The organism is Psychroserpens mesophilus (assembly GCF_050617655.1).
Lineage (GTDB): Bacteria > Bacteroidota > Bacteroidia > Flavobacteriales > Flavobacteriaceae > Psychroserpens > Psychroserpens mesophilus_A.
Genome location: NZ_JBODQC010000001.1, coordinates 828,385 through 842,703, shown reverse-complemented (window position 1 = coordinate 842,703; position 14,319 = coordinate 828,385). Strand labels below are relative to the sequence as shown.

15 protein-coding genes, 1 tRNA gene and 1 pseudogene are annotated in these 14,319 nt (G+C 33.0%); 5 read left to right on the top strand and 12 right to left on the bottom strand.

Annotated elements, in window-relative coordinates; genetic code table 11:
- Positions 1-144: 144 nt before the first annotated feature.
- A tRNA-Leu gene (locus tag ACRHNM_RS03680) sits at positions 145-226 on the bottom strand.
- 120 nt (positions 227-346) lie between these two features.
- Here ACRHNM_RS03680 and ACRHNM_RS03675 point away from each other — a divergent pair.
- Positions 347-1,735, top strand: a complete 1,389-nt coding sequence (locus ACRHNM_RS03675; protein WP_431133776.1) for a dipeptidase — start codon at positions 347-349, stop codon at positions 1,733-1,735.
- Between the two features lie 3 nt (positions 1,736-1,738).
- On the opposite strand, the gene ACRHNM_RS03670 is transcribed toward ACRHNM_RS03675, so the two are convergent.
- Positions 1,739-3,133, bottom strand: a complete 1,395-nt coding sequence (locus tag ACRHNM_RS03670; protein WP_431133774.1) for a M28 family peptidase — start codon at positions 3,131-3,133, stop codon at positions 1,739-1,741.
- Between the two features lie 124 nt (positions 3,134-3,257).
- On the opposite strand from ACRHNM_RS03670, the gene ACRHNM_RS03665 reads away from it, so the two are divergent.
- From ACRHNM_RS03665 to ACRHNM_RS03655, 3 genes are all read left to right on the top strand, one after another.
- Positions 3,258-3,623: a BlaI/MecI/CopY family transcriptional regulator gene (locus tag ACRHNM_RS03665; protein WP_431133772.1), complete on the top strand. Its 366-nt coding sequence runs from the start codon at positions 3,258-3,260 to the stop codon at positions 3,621-3,623.
- A 2-nt stretch (positions 3,624-3,625) separates the two neighbouring features.
- Entirely contained in the window at positions 3,626-5,482 is a 1,857-nt protein-coding gene (locus ACRHNM_RS03660; RefSeq protein ID WP_431133770.1) for a M56 family metallopeptidase, read from the top strand.
- A gap of 115 nt (positions 5,483-5,597) precedes the next feature.
- Positions 5,598-6,698 carry a DUF4407 domain-containing protein gene (locus ACRHNM_RS03655; protein WP_431133768.1) on the top strand — a complete coding sequence of 367 codons (1,101 nt, stop codon included), beginning with the start codon at positions 5,598-5,600 and terminating at the stop codon, positions 6,696-6,698.
- 4 nt (positions 6,699-6,702) lie between these two features.
- On the opposite strand, the gene ACRHNM_RS03650 is transcribed toward ACRHNM_RS03655, so the two are convergent.
- The 3 genes and pseudogenes from ACRHNM_RS03650 to ACRHNM_RS03640 all read right to left on the bottom strand — a co-directional run.
- Positions 6,703-6,993, bottom strand: coding sequence for an STAS domain-containing protein (locus tag ACRHNM_RS03650; RefSeq protein WP_431133766.1), 291 nt, complete (start codon positions 6,991-6,993; stop codon positions 6,703-6,705).
- 187 nt (positions 6,994-7,180) lie between these two features.
- Positions 7,181-8,914 (bottom strand): DUF885 domain-containing protein, encoded by a 1,734-nt coding sequence (locus tag ACRHNM_RS03645; protein WP_431133764.1) that lies wholly within the window; start codon positions 8,912-8,914, stop codon positions 7,181-7,183.
- A gap of 4 nt (positions 8,915-8,918) precedes the next feature.
- Positions 8,919-9,125 (bottom strand): annotated as a pseudogene (locus ACRHNM_RS03640) (DUF1272 domain-containing protein); the annotation flags it as partial.
- Between the two features lie 76 nt (positions 9,126-9,201).
- Here ACRHNM_RS03640 and ACRHNM_RS03635 point away from each other — a divergent pair.
- Complete coding sequence (locus tag ACRHNM_RS03635) at positions 9,202-9,339, top strand: hypothetical protein (RefSeq protein ID WP_431133763.1); 138 nt, start codon at positions 9,202-9,204, stop codon at positions 9,337-9,339.
- On the opposite strand, the gene ACRHNM_RS03630 is transcribed toward ACRHNM_RS03635, so the two are convergent.
- From ACRHNM_RS03630 to ACRHNM_RS03600, 7 genes are all read right to left on the bottom strand, one after another.
- Positions 9,336-9,914, bottom strand: coding sequence for a PhnA domain-containing protein (locus ACRHNM_RS03630; RefSeq protein WP_431133761.1), 579 nt, complete (start codon positions 9,912-9,914; stop codon positions 9,336-9,338). The genes ACRHNM_RS03635 and ACRHNM_RS03630 overlap by 4 nt on opposite strands.
- Positions 9,915-9,965: 51 nt before the next feature.
- Positions 9,966-10,328: an MmcQ/YjbR family DNA-binding protein gene (locus ACRHNM_RS03625; protein WP_431133759.1), complete on the bottom strand. Its 363-nt coding sequence runs from the start codon at positions 10,326-10,328 to the stop codon at positions 9,966-9,968.
- A gap of 57 nt (positions 10,329-10,385) precedes the next feature.
- Positions 10,386-10,994, bottom strand: coding sequence for a DUF4230 domain-containing protein (locus ACRHNM_RS03620; protein WP_431133757.1), 609 nt, complete (start codon positions 10,992-10,994; stop codon positions 10,386-10,388).
- 59 nt (positions 10,995-11,053) lie between these two features.
- Positions 11,054-11,803, bottom strand: a complete 750-nt coding sequence (locus tag ACRHNM_RS03615) for a cyclase family protein (RefSeq protein WP_431133755.1) — start codon at positions 11,801-11,803, stop codon at positions 11,054-11,056.
- Positions 11,803-12,933 (bottom strand): radical SAM family heme chaperone HemW, encoded by a 1,131-nt coding sequence (gene hemW, locus ACRHNM_RS03610; protein WP_431133753.1) that lies wholly within the window; start codon positions 12,931-12,933, stop codon positions 11,803-11,805. The genes ACRHNM_RS03615 and hemW overlap by 1 nt, the downstream gene beginning before the upstream one ends.
- A gap of 168 nt (positions 12,934-13,101) precedes the next feature.
- Positions 13,102-13,656 (bottom strand): crossover junction endodeoxyribonuclease RuvC, encoded by a 555-nt coding sequence (gene ruvC / locus ACRHNM_RS03605; protein ID WP_431133751.1) that lies wholly within the window; start codon positions 13,654-13,656, stop codon positions 13,102-13,104.
- A 3-nt stretch (positions 13,657-13,659) separates the two neighbouring features.
- On the bottom strand, positions 13,660-14,292 hold the full coding sequence (locus ACRHNM_RS03600; RefSeq protein WP_431133749.1) for an outer membrane beta-barrel protein: 633 nt from the start codon (positions 14,290-14,292) through the stop codon (positions 13,660-13,662).
- Positions 14,293-14,319: the final 27 nt, after the last annotated feature.

Below are 14,319 nucleotides of genomic sequence, written 5' to 3'. Positions count from 1 at the left end.
TATAAAGCTTAGAAAATCTAAAAACACACTTCAAGATCTTTTATGAAACAAAGAAAAAACACTTAAGATAATCTTCTACCTAATAAACTTAACCGTATTGAAATAAAAAAAGCTAACTTTTAAAAGTTAGCTTTTTTTATTCTGTACAGGCGGAGAGACTCGAACTCTCACACCTCGCGGCACTAGATCCTAAGTCTAGCGTGTCTACCAATTCCACCACGCCTGCAACTTTCCAATAAATATTGGGATGCAAATATAAACAATACTTTCAATATTCAAATAACTTTAATTGTGAAAAAATCATCTTCATTTTTGTATTTTTGAAAGAATTCAAAAATACTCACTTATGCAAAACATTCAATCTTATTTAAAAGATCATAAAGATAGATTCTTAAATGAATTAATAGAACTGCTTAAAATACCTTCTGTTAGTGCTGATCCAGCGTTTAAAGATAACGTTTTAAAAACAGCTGATGTTATAAAAGAGAGTCTGTTAAAAGCGGGTTGTGACCAAGTTGAAATTTGTGAAACAGATGGATTTCCTATTGTTTATGGCGAAAAAATGATTGATAAAAATCTCCCAACAGTTTTGGTTTATGGTCACTATGACGTTCAACCTGCTGATCCATTAGAGTTATGGGATTCACCACCTTATGAACCTGTTATCAAAAAAACAGATATACATCCTGAAGGTGCCATTTTTGCTCGTGGTGCTTGTGATGACAAAGGCCAAATGTATATGCATGTTAAAGCTATGGAGTTTATGACAGAAACTGACCAATTACCTTGTAATGTCAAATTTATGATTGAAGGAGAAGAAGAAGTTGGCAGTGTTAACCTTTCAAAATTCGTGAAGAACAATCAGGAAAAACTAAAAAATGATGTGATTTTAATTTCAGACACTGGAATGATTTCCAAAGATGTACCTTCTATCACTACTGGATTACGAGGATTAAGTTATGTTGAAGTTGAAGTCACTGGACCAAACAGAGATTTACATTCTGGTTTGTATGGAGGTGCTGTTGCAAATCCAATCAATATTTTAACTAAGATGATTGCTTCGCTTCATGATGAAAACAATCAGATCACAATTCCTGGGTTTTATGATAAAGTAGAAGATCTTTCAGATGAAGAACGAGCAGAAATGGCTAAAGCTCCTTTCTCATTAGAAGATTATAAAAAATCAATAGATATTGACGCAGTTTATGGTGAAAAAGGCTACACTACAAACGAACGAAATTCCATAAGACCAACATTAGATGTCAACGGAATTTGGGGAGGTTATATTGGCGAAGGTGCAAAAACTGTGATTGCTAGTAAGGCTTATGCCAAAATATCTATGCGATTAGTGCCTCATCAGGAATGGCACGACATTACAGAACTTTTTAAAACACATTTTGAAAGTATCGCTCCTGCTGGTGTAAGAGTAAAAGTAAAACCGCATCACGGCGGACAAGGTTATGTAACGCCTATTGATAGTATAGGTTACCAAGCTGCCTCAAAAGCCTATCAGGATACTTTCGGAAAAACACCAATTCCTCAACGTAGTGGTGGAAGTATTCCAATAGTGTCTCTTTTTGAACAAGAGCTAAAAAGCAAAACCATTTTAATGGGCTTTGGATTAAATAGTGATGCCATTCACTCGCCTAATGAGCATTTTGGAGTTTGGAATTATTTTAAAGGAATAGAAACGATACCTCTATTTTACAAGTACTTTACGGAATTAAGTAAATAGTATTTAATCTTTTACAATTTTATAAGTTCCTGTGTTTTCAGAAGATGATATTTTCAAGAAATAAATACCTCTGGGTAAGTTTTTCATGGATAACGATGTTATTTCTTCAGATGTATTTTGCTGTAGTATTAATTTTCCAGATACATCAAACAGATCTAATGCAACAGACGTTGTATGGTCTGGAATTTCAATATTGAGTTGTGTTTTTACAGGATTAGGAAAGAGGTTGACTTCAGATACTAAAAAATTATCGAGACCTAAAGTATCAAAGACAACACAATCGCTCACTTCAACACAGGTACCTGAAGTGATTTCAACAGCATAATTTCCGCTAGCCATAGGTATATAAGATCGAGAAGTAGCTCCAGAAATTGGAGTATTTGTATCACAATTAATCCATTGGTAAGACGCAGAATCTTGATTTGCGGTTAACAGTATATCTGTTTGAGTTACCCTATTATCAATATCCACTAAACCTCCAACAGTAGCCATATACGCAGTGGTTAACTTTGTTAACTCATAAAAATAAGGTAAATCTAACGTACTGTAACGATCTCCAGAAGAGTGGTAAAAAGGTGTCTCATCATTAGTTTCCCATGATTCTCCCAACAAGACTGCTGAAAAAGCATCCACAGGAAAGTTTCCTACAGCCCAAAAACTAGCGTGATCACTATTAGCTGTACCTGGATTGACTTCAACAACACTTAAATCAAAGGTATAAGAGTTTAATACACTGATGATATCATCTTTCATACCTGCTGAATTAGCAATATTTCTGTAATCGATATCAAATTGGTTATCTCCAGGTGTTCCAGGTGCATCACCATCATAACCCATCATATCCAGATTTAAAACGCCTAATATATTATCGCCATTATTAAAGGCTTGATTAGCGTAAAACTGAGACCCTCTCAAGCCTATCTCTTCTTCATCCCAAAGTGCATATACAATGGTATTATCTAAACATTGCGTAGATAAAATTCTTGCGGCTTCTAATACAGCCGATGTTCCGGTAGCATTATCATCGGCACAATAATCTGCCAATGTATCATAATGCGCGCAAATAATATAGATATTTTCCGGATTTGTTTTTCCTAACTGAGTTGCAATAATATTTCTTCCGTTTGTATTAAACGATTGATCTGTGATGGTGATGTTATCTAATTGCTGAAACTTCTGAACTAAATAATCTGCAGCTATATCATTATTAGCTTGTTGCCTGTTAATTAAAGTAACCGTATTCCCATTGACCACAGTACTCACTTCGCCAGAAAATTCCTGAAGTGTAATTGACATTGAACTTATATTAACCTCATCAATAATATCTTGAACAGATTGTGCTTTGGAACAAAATACACTTAAAAAAAGGCATAGAATAGTAGTTTTAAAGGTCTTCATTGTGGGCAATTTTTCTTTAATTTTTCATCAAATATAGTAGATTTTGGTAAAATAGAGGTTCATATCATTTGTAAGTTAAAATTTTTATTCTACATTTGTAGAGTCAATTCTAAACATGTAGAGTATGCAATTATCAAAATCTGAAGAACAACTCATGCAGCATTTGTGGAAACTTGAAAAAGCATTCATGAAAGATTTACTTGATGCTTATTCTGAACCAAAACCAGCAACAACAACGGTTGCCACCCTTTTAAAGCGCATGATTGACAAAGGCTTTGTAAGCTATAAACTCTATGGAAAGTCTAGAGAATATACTCCCTTGGTTAAGAAAAAAGATTACTTCTCAAAGCACGTTAACACATTAATCAAAACCTTTTTTGATGATAGTGCAAGTCAGTTTGCTTCATTTTTCACTAAAGAAACAAACTTAACTAAAGAAGAATTAGAAGACTTAAAAACTTTAATTGATAACGAAATAAAAAATAAGTAATCATGCTGATTTATCTTTTAAAATCCTCTGCTTGTCTTGCTCTTTTTATGATTTTCTATAAATTACTCTTAGAAAAAACCAGCGTACATACTTTAAAACGCTTTTATCTTATAAGTGTCTTGATTCTAGCATTTACAATTCCGTCACTGACATTTATAGAATATATTGAGCCTGTAATTGCAGACAATATTATGCTTGGAGGTTCATCTTTTGAAATTATTGAAACACAGCCTCAGAAAACAGCAACAGATTATACGTCAATTATTTTGTGGAGTATGTATGGTTTGGGTGTTATTGTTTTTCTTATGAAATTCTGTATGAATCTTTACAGAATTATATCAAGAATTAGGAACAATCCTAAGTATAAATCAGCAACTTTCATTAATGTCCTTGTCAAAAATTTGATAACACCACATACGTTTTTTTGTTACATTTTTTTAAATAAATACAAATTTAAAAACTCTGAAATCCCTGAAGAAGTCATCTTACACGAACAAGCACATGCCAAACAAAGGCATAGTATCGATATTATTTTTATAGAACTTCTTCAAATTTTATTCTGGTTTAATCCTTTAATCTATTTGATAAAAAAAGACATCAAAATGAATCATGAATTCTTAGCTGATGAAGCAGTATTGAAACAAGGAATTCAGCCATCAGTCTACCAAAACACCATATTAGCGTTCTCATCAAAAGCAACTTGTCACCAATTGACAAATGCTATAAACTATTCATCCATCAAAAAACGATTCACAGTTATGAAAACACGTACATCAAAAACTAACGTTTGGCTAAGAAGTCTGTTTATTCTGCCTTTAATTTCAATAATGCTTTATGGTTTTAGTGAGAAAATACAAGTTGTAAAAGAAACCCCTTTACAAGAACCTCTTGTTGAAAGTTTAGATTTATATTTAAACGATGACAATAAACTTTTAAAGGATAATGAAGTCATCACTTTGGAAACAATTGAAAACTTATTTCAAATAAACAATAAGCTTGAAGTAGCCATCACATATAATTTAAGAAACAAGTCAATCAATTCAGAAGCTTTAGTACTAAAACTGAGAGACATTGGCATAAAAAAAATCAGAATTTGCTCCAGTAAAGACGCAGTTTCTGACAGTACTCTCGAACATAAACAGAATGCCAGTAAAGCTCAAATTGAAGGGTATATTAATCCTCAAACCCAAAATTCATATCGAATTTCTTCTAAAACTGAAACACAAAACGATAAGTCTGATGTAAATGACCCAGTTCCTCCTCCTGTTCCAGATGATACTACACCTGAACAACACAAAAAAATGCATCAGGCAGTAAAAACTAATGGAGAGAACATCAACTTTATCACTACAGGAGAAATTAAAACCGGTTTCACAAAAATAAACGGTCAAATACACTATTTTGTGAGCACTTCAAATGGTAAAAAGTATTATAACAATAAAGGGTTTGAAGTTTCAAAAGAAGGACAAACAATCGGCTCCAGTCAAGTCAATGCTTCAGATGTTGTTCCTGGTCAATATATCACCAAAGTGTATAGTGATAACAAACTTGTAGCAGAATTTAAAGACAATAATCCTAATACTCAGCAAACTGTAGTTAATATTCCCTCTCCAACTAAACCAATATCACGCTTAGACCATATCATTAACATGGCTAAAAAAGATGCTGTGTTTTTTTATGAAGGACAAAGTATATCTTCTGATAAAGCCATTGAACTTATTAAAAATAATGATGACCTGAACCTTTTTACTAAAGACATCTCAACAGATAAACCCAGAGTGTTTTTAACTACAGAGACAAGTATTCTAGAAGATAATGATGGTATAAAAAGGAAACCACTTTCTGCTAAAAAGATGTAACAACCTATAATATACAATATTAAAAAGCCTCAACACTGAGGCTTTTTGTGTTAAATTATGTAACAAAGTCTGATTTCTAGCGTTCTAATAGACAATCAATCAAAATCAAATCATCATGCTTAAAAAATTCTTTATCATCTGTTCTGGATCAGATACAGATATTCTTGACAACTGTTCTATCGGTGAACAAAACAAATTTGCTGGTATTGGAGCTACCGTATTTTTCACTGCTGTAATGGCCTTTGTAGCTTGTAGTTATGCTCTTTTTACAGTGTTTGATCATCCTTTTGCTGCCATAGGTTTTGGACTTATTTGGGGATTATTAATCTTCAATTTAGATCGATTTATTGTATCAACAATTAAGAAACGCGACAATATCATTGATGAAATTATACAAGCCTCTCCTCGATTAATTCTAGCTGTGATTATTGCAATCGTAATTTCAAAACCTTTAGAATTGAAAATTTTTGAAAAGGAAATTAATCAGGTTCTTTTAGAGCAGAAAAACGATTTAACTTTAGCCAACAAAGCACAAATTGCCCAACAATTTACACCAAATGTTGAAGCTCTTGAAAACGATATACATGTATTGCAATCTCAAATTAATGCTAAAGAAACTGAAGTTAATGCATTATATGACACGTACATTTCTGAAGCTGAAGGAACTGCTGGCACACAACTTTTAGGAAAAGGTCCTGTATACAAAGAAAAAAGAGAGAAACACGATGCTGCTTTAGCAGAATTACAACAACTTAAAACTGATCATAAAGCTAAAATTGCAGTAATTGAAAATCAAATTACACAATTAAAATCAGATTATGATGCTCAAGTGGTGACGTCACAACCTATTATTGATGGTTTTGATGGATTAATGGCCAGAATAAATGCCTTAGGCAAATTACCTTGGCTTCCTTCTCTTTTTATTTTACTATTATTTTTAGCCATTGAAACATCACCAATATTTGCAAAACTTATGTCTCCAAAAGGCGAATACGATTACAAGTTGGAAGATGCAGAAACTGCTATTAAAACCTGGGTTGAACAAAAAGTGAGCGAGCGAAAAACCCTTCTTAAAACAGACCAAACACTCAATAATAAAATCTACAGCGATATCGCTGAAGAAGACGAACTCTATGCTTATAAACGTAAAAAGGCCAGAGAATTAATGCAACTGCAAGCAGACGCCTTTTTTAAGCATCAAAAAAATGCATTGTAAAAACTTATGCAGCAGTTATCTTAGGTTCTTTAGTTTTAAAATGATTAAAGACCTCTTGGCATCCTAAACCAATAATTGATAAACGTTTTTGCTTTACTATTGATTCGTTGTGTAACTGCGCTATAGCAGTAACACCATGTCTATCGATACTTTTTAAATCTTCAATACTAATGGTAATTGCATTTGCTTTTTCGAAGATGTTTCTGAATTTACTCTTAAACAAATGAATGTTGTGTCTGTCTAAAGACCCTTTTACTTTAAAAAAGTTGTTTGAATCTGTAATTTCTAAGTCCATAATAATAGCATTTTAAGGTTAATCTCATTGTAAATTTTGGCGCTAAAATCAATGATTTATGATATAAATATGCGACATTAAATACAGCTTATGCTATTTTTTCGACTAAATGTATAATTGGTTAGATTTCGTTTATCAACAGTATTATTTATTCGATAAACTGCACGTTAACAAGAGATTAATAAACCTAATCACTATTGGTTTTGGCAATATAGTTGTTGATTCTATTCTCTAAAATTGAAAGGGTTACTGTGCCTTGATTTAAAACAACATCATGAAATTCTCTAATATCAAACTTTGATCCTAAAGTAGTTTCTGCTTTTTTTCTTAACGCTCTTATTTTAAGTTCGCCTATTTTATATGACAAGGCTTGACCTGGCCAAGAAATATAGCGATCAGTTTCTGTATTAATTTCATGAAGTGACAATGCTGTATTTGAAGCCATATAATCTATAACCTGCTGACGTGTCCAGCCTTTAGCATGAATTCCTGTATCTACTACCAATCGGCAAGCCCTCCACATTTCGTAAGTTAATTTGCCAAATTGCTCATAAGGTGTCGTGTACATTCCCATTTCTTCTGCTAAAAACTCACAGTACAATCCCCAACCTTCACCATAAGCAGACAAATACATATTTTTTCTAAACCTTGGAATGCTATCACCTAACTCATTATTTAAACTCCCTTGTAAATGATGTCCAGGAACTGCTTCATGAACGGTTAAGGCAGGCATTGTATACAATGTTCTACTTGGCAAATCATATGTGTTTACCCAATAATATCCAGGATCTGTACTTTCCTTTGTGGTACCAATGTAGCGACCCGTTGTATACTTTGGAGCAATAGCATCTGGAACTGCAGCCACACCATAAGGTTTACGAGGCAGTGTTTTAAAGAAACGTGGCAATTGTGCATCTGCTCGTTTTGCCATATCACGTGCAATCATTAATAATTGCTCAGGCGTTTCAGCATAAAATTGTTTGTCATTTCTTAAAAAATGGAAAAAATCTTCAAAGCTTCCCTTAAAGTTTAAATCACTGATAATGGTTTCCATTTCAGATTTGATACGCGCCACTTCTTTAAGTCCGATTTGATGAATATCGTCAGCACTATATTGCGTACTTGTTGTATAATAATTAATTCTGTTTTGATAGTAAGCCTTTCCATTTGGAGTTTCTGAGACACCCAAAGTTGTTCTGGTCTTCGGAAAGTATTCTGTTTCAAAAAACGTTTTGATTCGCTTAAATTGTGGTGTGACTTTAGTTTCAATTACTGTTTTTGCAGCAATTAATACTGAATCTTTCTGAGAGTCGTTTAAATCGTTTGGAAGATTTTTAAATGGAGTGTAATAAAAGCTATCTTGAAAATTATCAACGATATGTGTATCGTAGGTCGATTCATATCCTTCAAAAATAATTCTGGGTTGAGACACGCCTTTTTTTAAGCCTTCACGCAGATGTACTAAATTTTGATTGACAAACTCAGGAATGGCATTAAGCTTTTTAAGATATTCACGCACTTGCCAATAGCTAGTGAGTGGTCGTACTTCATAAGTTAAATTAGTGTGGAATCCAGTATCTGATAACAACGGATTTAAATAGCCTTCAAACTCATAAAAATCAATTTCATCTTTCAGTACAAATGTTAATAGCGTTAAAGAAATCTGATCTGTTTCATTTAAGGTTTCAGATTTTATTTTTGAAAGCTTATCTAATGTCTTTTGAGCAAATTCAGCTTCTGCTTTATAATAATCTTTAGAGTAATCTCCTAAAGGATATCTATTTCTGTCATAGCCTTCATGATTTTGATAGTCCTCAATTATTGCTTGTAGTTCTTCCGAAGAAGACATTATTTCAGAGCTATCCTGAAATGAAAACAAACAAAAAAAAGTAATAATTAGTAAGGGTTTTAAATAGAACATGAGTTTAATTTTTATCGAGACGTTTCTGGTGCTGCTTCAAATCAACTGGTTTATGTATAACAACCGTTGAAACTGGATATTTTTTTAATACATTTTCAGGACGAATAGGACGCTTTTCAAAATAACCTCCACAATTCGGACACACTTGCTCTAAAACTCCATCAACACAATCTTGGCAATAAGTACATTCAAACGTACATATCATCGCCTCAGTTGAATCGAATGGCTAAGCCCTGTTACAGTGTTCACAAGTTGGTCTTATGTCTAACATTATTTAATTTTGCAATATGAAATCATCATCCCAAGTCATACTGTACATTATATTGGCCATTATTACAATTTACGGAATTGTTTCTGGAAAATTTCTATTTTTAATCTTTATGATTCCTTTGGGTTTGAATTTCTTTAAAAAGAAAGACGACTAAAGTTTCTTTACATATTTGGTAATGATAACGATTTGTTGTGCTCCTACTTTACCTTCAATATATTCGGCATTTTCATGATCTAGCCTAATATTTCTAACTGCAGTACCTTGTTTGGCAACCATACTTGAGCCTTTTACTTTCAAATCTTTGATCAAAACGACTGAATCACCAGATTCTAAAATCACACCATTGACATCTCTATGAATGATTTTATTAGCTTCATCTTCATGTTCTCCAGTTGCTCTTGCTAAAGCCAAAGCCTCATCATCTAAATACATCATGTCTAGCAAATCTTTTGGCCAACCTTCGCCTCTTAGACGTTGTAACATTCGCCATGCCATAATCTGAACAGCCACATGCTCACTCCACATACTATCATTTAAACACCTCCAATGGTTAGGGTTCATCTCTGTATTACCCTCAATTTGGTCTCTACAAATTTTACAAACCAATACGTCATTAGCCACATTCTCATTTAAGGAAGGTGGAATGGTATATTGTGACAAATCGTTAGTAGCACTGCACATTTCACAGCTATTATTACTTCGTTCCTGAAGCGTTTGTAATACACTCATTTAAGTTTTTAATTTACGATTGTTGAAATTGAATTGTACAAACATACTATTTTATTGAAGAGCATCTCTCATTTTTTTAGTCATCCCTTTGACAACCATATCGTAGGAATGATCAATGAGTTCACAAATAAGTTTTGGTGACAATTCACCTGTATGAATATAAACACTATTCCATTGTTGTTTATGCATGTGGTAACCTGGTTTAATGCTGTTGTATTCATCTCGTAACTTTTGCGCATATTCGGGATCACATTTTAAGTTCACAAACCCATTACCTTCTTCCCATTTTTTTAAGGATGCCAATGCAAACATTTTACCCAAAACTTTAAATACCAAAGTGTCCTGATCAAATGGGAAATGCTCTGTAACGGCTTTCTTTTTTACACAGTAATTTCTGTAGTCTTCGATGTTCATTCCTAAGTTTCTAAAATAATTTCCGCATCACATACGAAATGACAAATTGTTAAGCTCTTATGGTGATAATTTCTTCTGTTCACCTTCAATTTTCAATGCTGAATAATCCAGTTTCCATCCAATAGTTTCGACGATACTTTCAATCAATAAAACCGACTCAAGTGCTTCCTTTTTTGCAATCTCATACAACCCGCTTTCTGGAACTTTGTTCATGATGTGATTTTTAGCTTCATTGTGTAATTCTGTTAAATTTGAAGCTTCAAACTTATTGAACATCCCATCTTTCTTGTCGTAATAATTTAAATCGGTTTCAATGGACAAGACTTCTGGCTGAGGAAAATGAAATAGTTTCACGGTTTTGGTTTTTGTATCAGATTCTAGCTGAATTTTAGATAAATCAAAACCAACATGTGCTTTAGCATTAATGACTACCAGTGCTTTTTTTCGGCTAACGACGAGTTTTAAAAAACGTTCTTTAACATCTTCATAATGGTAAATCTCAGCAAAATCACCTTCAACAGTAATGAATTTACAGACTTTTTTAATTTTATCCAATAAGATTACCGACTGTGAATTAGTGCGTTTTTGTATTCTGAATTGTTTGACTAATGTCACAATAGCTAAAGTAACTAAAATGCTTATTATGATGATAAAAAATGTTTCCATAGGATCTTTATATGCTAATAGACTTCTCGACTAAGCTCGAAGCGACACTGAATTTTAATTTATTCTAATACTTTAAACAAAACAGGCTTGCTTGGTGTGGCATCATTTTCAAAAGAAGCAATTTGTAAATTCAGCATATACTCACCATCTTCAACTTTATTGGGCACATAAATAAGTTCTGTTATTGTACAATCTTTTCTATACTTACCACCAACTTTCCAAAATGCCTTATGCGCTTTTAATTCACCTTGATCTTCTTCTTTATCTACACTAGGTAAATCAATTAACAAATGTTTTATGCCTTTACTCACCAGATATGCAACGGCATCTTCTTTTAAGTAGGTCCAGTTTGTTTTTGAATATTGCTTAGACATTTTATCTTTCATATTGGGTAACGTCCTAATTACAATAGCATCGCGCTTTTTATTACCTAAGGCAAATTTTAATTGGGTTTTTGAAATTACGGTATCCTCACCTTCCTGTTCTGGAGCAACGGTAATCACTTCGGCTAAAAAGAAAAATTGTTTAAGGTTTTTATTTATGGAGTGAAACGCCTTTGTGATATGTCCGACACATTCGGTATGTGTTCCATGTGCATGTGGATTAAATTGAATGTTATTGAAATTCACATCTGCACCTTGAGCAACACTTCCAACCCAATCCTCTAGCTTAACAGGTTCTATTTTGGGCTCGTCAATATACCACGCATTTACATTTTTTTTTGATGCTCGTATCGGAATTGAAATATCCAATGGTTTTGATAAATCTAATTGTAGTTTTCTGGAATTGTATTGTATTGTTGTTAGCACTATAAATTAATTTTAAACAGTTCGGAAGCTATACCATCACATAAAAATTGTCCTTTTTTTGTAACACGTAAATGCTCATCATCAATATACAATAAATGTTGATTTATAAAAACTTTGGATTGCTCTATTAAATAATCTTTAAAAATACTCCCAAAGTCTGCTTCTACTTTATGAATTGAAACTCCCCAAATGGTTCTCAAACCTGTCATAATGTACTCATTGTATTGATCTGTTTTAGTGAGTGTTTCTGTTTCCATTGGGAGTGTTTCATTTTGAATGGACTTGATATATTTTGAATTATTACGCACATTCCATCCACGTTCTTTTCCGTTAAAGGAATGCGCTGAAGGTCCGATACCCAAATACGATTTTCCTTGCCAATACGCAGAATTATTCTTACTGAAATAACCTGTTTTTCCAAAGTTAGACAATTCATAATGCACAAAACCCGAAGCTTCTAATGTCTCTTTTAAAATATGGAACTGATCATGTGCTTGCTCATCATTAACATCTTCAATAAGCCCTTTTTTTACAAAACTCGCTAGTGCTGTTTTGGGCTCAACAGTGAGCGCATAACTTGAAATATGGGGAATATTAAATGATAATACTGTGTTGATATTTTGTTTCCAGCGTTCGTTACTTAAACCTGGAATTCCATAGATTAAATCGACTGAAATATTATCGAAATGTCGTGTTGCTTCAGACAAACACTCTTTTGCTTCTTCAGCATTATGAGCGCGATTCATGAGTTTAAGATCATCTTTAAAAAAGGATTGGATGCCAATGCTTAACCTATTTATTGGTGAAGTCGACAAATCGTAAATTTGTTTAGCTGAAAGATCATCAGGATTAGCTTCAAGCGTAATTTCTGGATGCTCTGAAATCTTATAGTTTTCATTAATTGTATCAATCAAAAATTGTAATTCTTCAATCGTCAACAAACTCGGTGTTCCTCCTCCAAAATAGATAGTTTCAACTGCTTTATTCTTAAATTCGTCTTTTCTAAGTTGAATTTCTTTAGCTAAAGCCATAACCATCTCATCTCGTTTTTTTAAACTTGTTGAAAAATGAAAATCACAATAGTGACAAGCTTGTTTGCAGAATGGTATATGGATGTAAATGCCGCTCAATTTTAGGTGTTTAGGTGTTTAGGTGTTTAGGTGTTTAGGTGTTTAGGTGTTTAGGTGTTTAGGTGTTTAGGTGAAAATTAAAAAAACAATCAAATAAGGATAGATTCTGAATCAAATGCTAAATTACATATCAACAACTTTACGACTTCACATGATACTAAAACTTAACTATTTTTTCACACGACCTTCATTCTGTTTCACAAAAGCGCTCCAACCAGAATAACTTTTTCCAATTTCAATACGACCTTCGTTATAAAAATGACATACTGCTGCTGCTAAACCATCTGTTGCATCTAAGTTTTTAGGTAAAGATTTTAAGTTGAGCAGACTTTGTAGCATTTTTGCCACTTGTTCTTTACTGGCATTTCCATTACCAGTAATTGCCATTTTAATTTTTTTGGGCGAATACTCAGTAATTGGAACTTCACGTGACAAACCTGCTGCCATAGCAACGCCTTGAGCTCGACCAAGTTTTAACATACTTTGTACATTCTTCCCAAAGAATGGTGCTTCAATCGCTATTTCATCAGGATGATGCGTATCAATCAATTCAATAGTGCGTTCAAAAATGAGTTTTAATTTAAGATAATGATCGCTGTACTTCTTTAAATCGAGTTCATTGAGTTGAAGAAACGTCATCTTTTTTCCTTCAACTTTTATGAGTCCGAAACCCATAATAGTTGTTCCAGGGTCAATACCCAATATGATTTTTTCCTTGCTCATTAATTAGCAGTATTGACATCCACTTAGCGAGAATGTAATTCCGAAGGTTATTGTTAACAAATTTCCATTAAACGATCCGAAACCATCTATTACTGGATCAAAATCTTTTCCTAATCCGAGAATATAAGACACATCTGTATATAAAGACATGCGCTGTGTTAAACCATAATGTATTTCAAGTCCTGCCATTACATTTAAAAATGACACTTTATTATTAGAATAGTCGCCTAGAGGTTTTACAAACGTATAACCAGGACCTACATGAGCAACCAAACGTATTTGTTCTGGCAAAAATGTGATCAATTCTGTAGGATCGTAAACAAACTGAGCATTTAGTCTTGTATAGTTGACTTTAAAATCTGGTGAATCGCCATCACTTGAAAATCTATTAAATCCAAAATCAAGTTTTGCTCCAAATTGCGGTTTAAACATGCGTTGAAATCCAGCATTTATCGTTGGAAAATTCATTGACTTCGATTCAAACCCTTCAACAAAACCAGATTGTGATGGACTATTCACGCCTAAAGCGATTTGAGCTTTCCATTTATTAGTGTCTCTTTGAGCAAATGAAAATGATGAAATTAATAAGGCTGCTATTAATAATTTATATTTTTGAGTTTTAAATTTCGAAATCATGTTATTATAATGGTTTATTTTGCAGGC

Coding starts and splice junctions, on each gene's coding strand:
- ACRHNM_RS03675 (WP_431133776.1), top strand. CDS start 347: ATGCAAAACATTCAATCTTATTTAAAAGATCATAAAGATAGATTCTTA.
- ACRHNM_RS03670 (WP_431133774.1), bottom strand. CDS start 3,133: ATGAAGACCTTTAAAACTACTATTCTATGCCTTTTTTTAAGTGTATTT.
- ACRHNM_RS03665 (WP_431133772.1), top strand. CDS start 3,258: ATGCAATTATCAAAATCTGAAGAACAACTCATGCAGCATTTGTGGAAA.
- ACRHNM_RS03660 (WP_431133770.1), top strand. CDS start 3,626: ATGCTGATTTATCTTTTAAAATCCTCTGCTTGTCTTGCTCTTTTTATG.
- ACRHNM_RS03655 (WP_431133768.1), top strand. CDS start 5,598: ATGCTTAAAAAATTCTTTATCATCTGTTCTGGATCAGATACAGATATT.
- ACRHNM_RS03650 (WP_431133766.1), bottom strand. CDS start 6,993: ATGGACTTAGAAATTACAGATTCAAACAACTTTTTTAAAGTAAAAGGG.
- ACRHNM_RS03645 (WP_431133764.1), bottom strand. CDS start 8,914: ATGTTCTATTTAAAACCCTTACTAATTATTACTTTTTTTTGTTTGTTT.
- ACRHNM_RS03635 (WP_431133763.1), top strand. CDS start 9,202: ATGAAATCATCATCCCAAGTCATACTGTACATTATATTGGCCATTATT.
- ACRHNM_RS03630 (WP_431133761.1), bottom strand. CDS start 9,914: ATGAGTGTATTACAAACGCTTCAGGAACGAAGTAATAATAGCTGTGAA.
- ACRHNM_RS03625 (WP_431133759.1), bottom strand. CDS start 10,328: ATGAACATCGAAGACTACAGAAATTACTGTGTAAAAAAGAAAGCCGTT.
- ACRHNM_RS03620 (WP_431133757.1), bottom strand. CDS start 10,994: ATGGAAACATTTTTTATCATCATAATAAGCATTTTAGTTACTTTAGCT.
- ruvC (WP_431133751.1), bottom strand. CDS start 13,656: ATGAGCAAGGAAAAAATCATATTGGGTATTGACCCTGGAACAACTATT.
- ACRHNM_RS03600 (WP_431133749.1), bottom strand. CDS start 14,292: ATGATTTCGAAATTTAAAACTCAAAAATATAAATTATTAATAGCAGCC.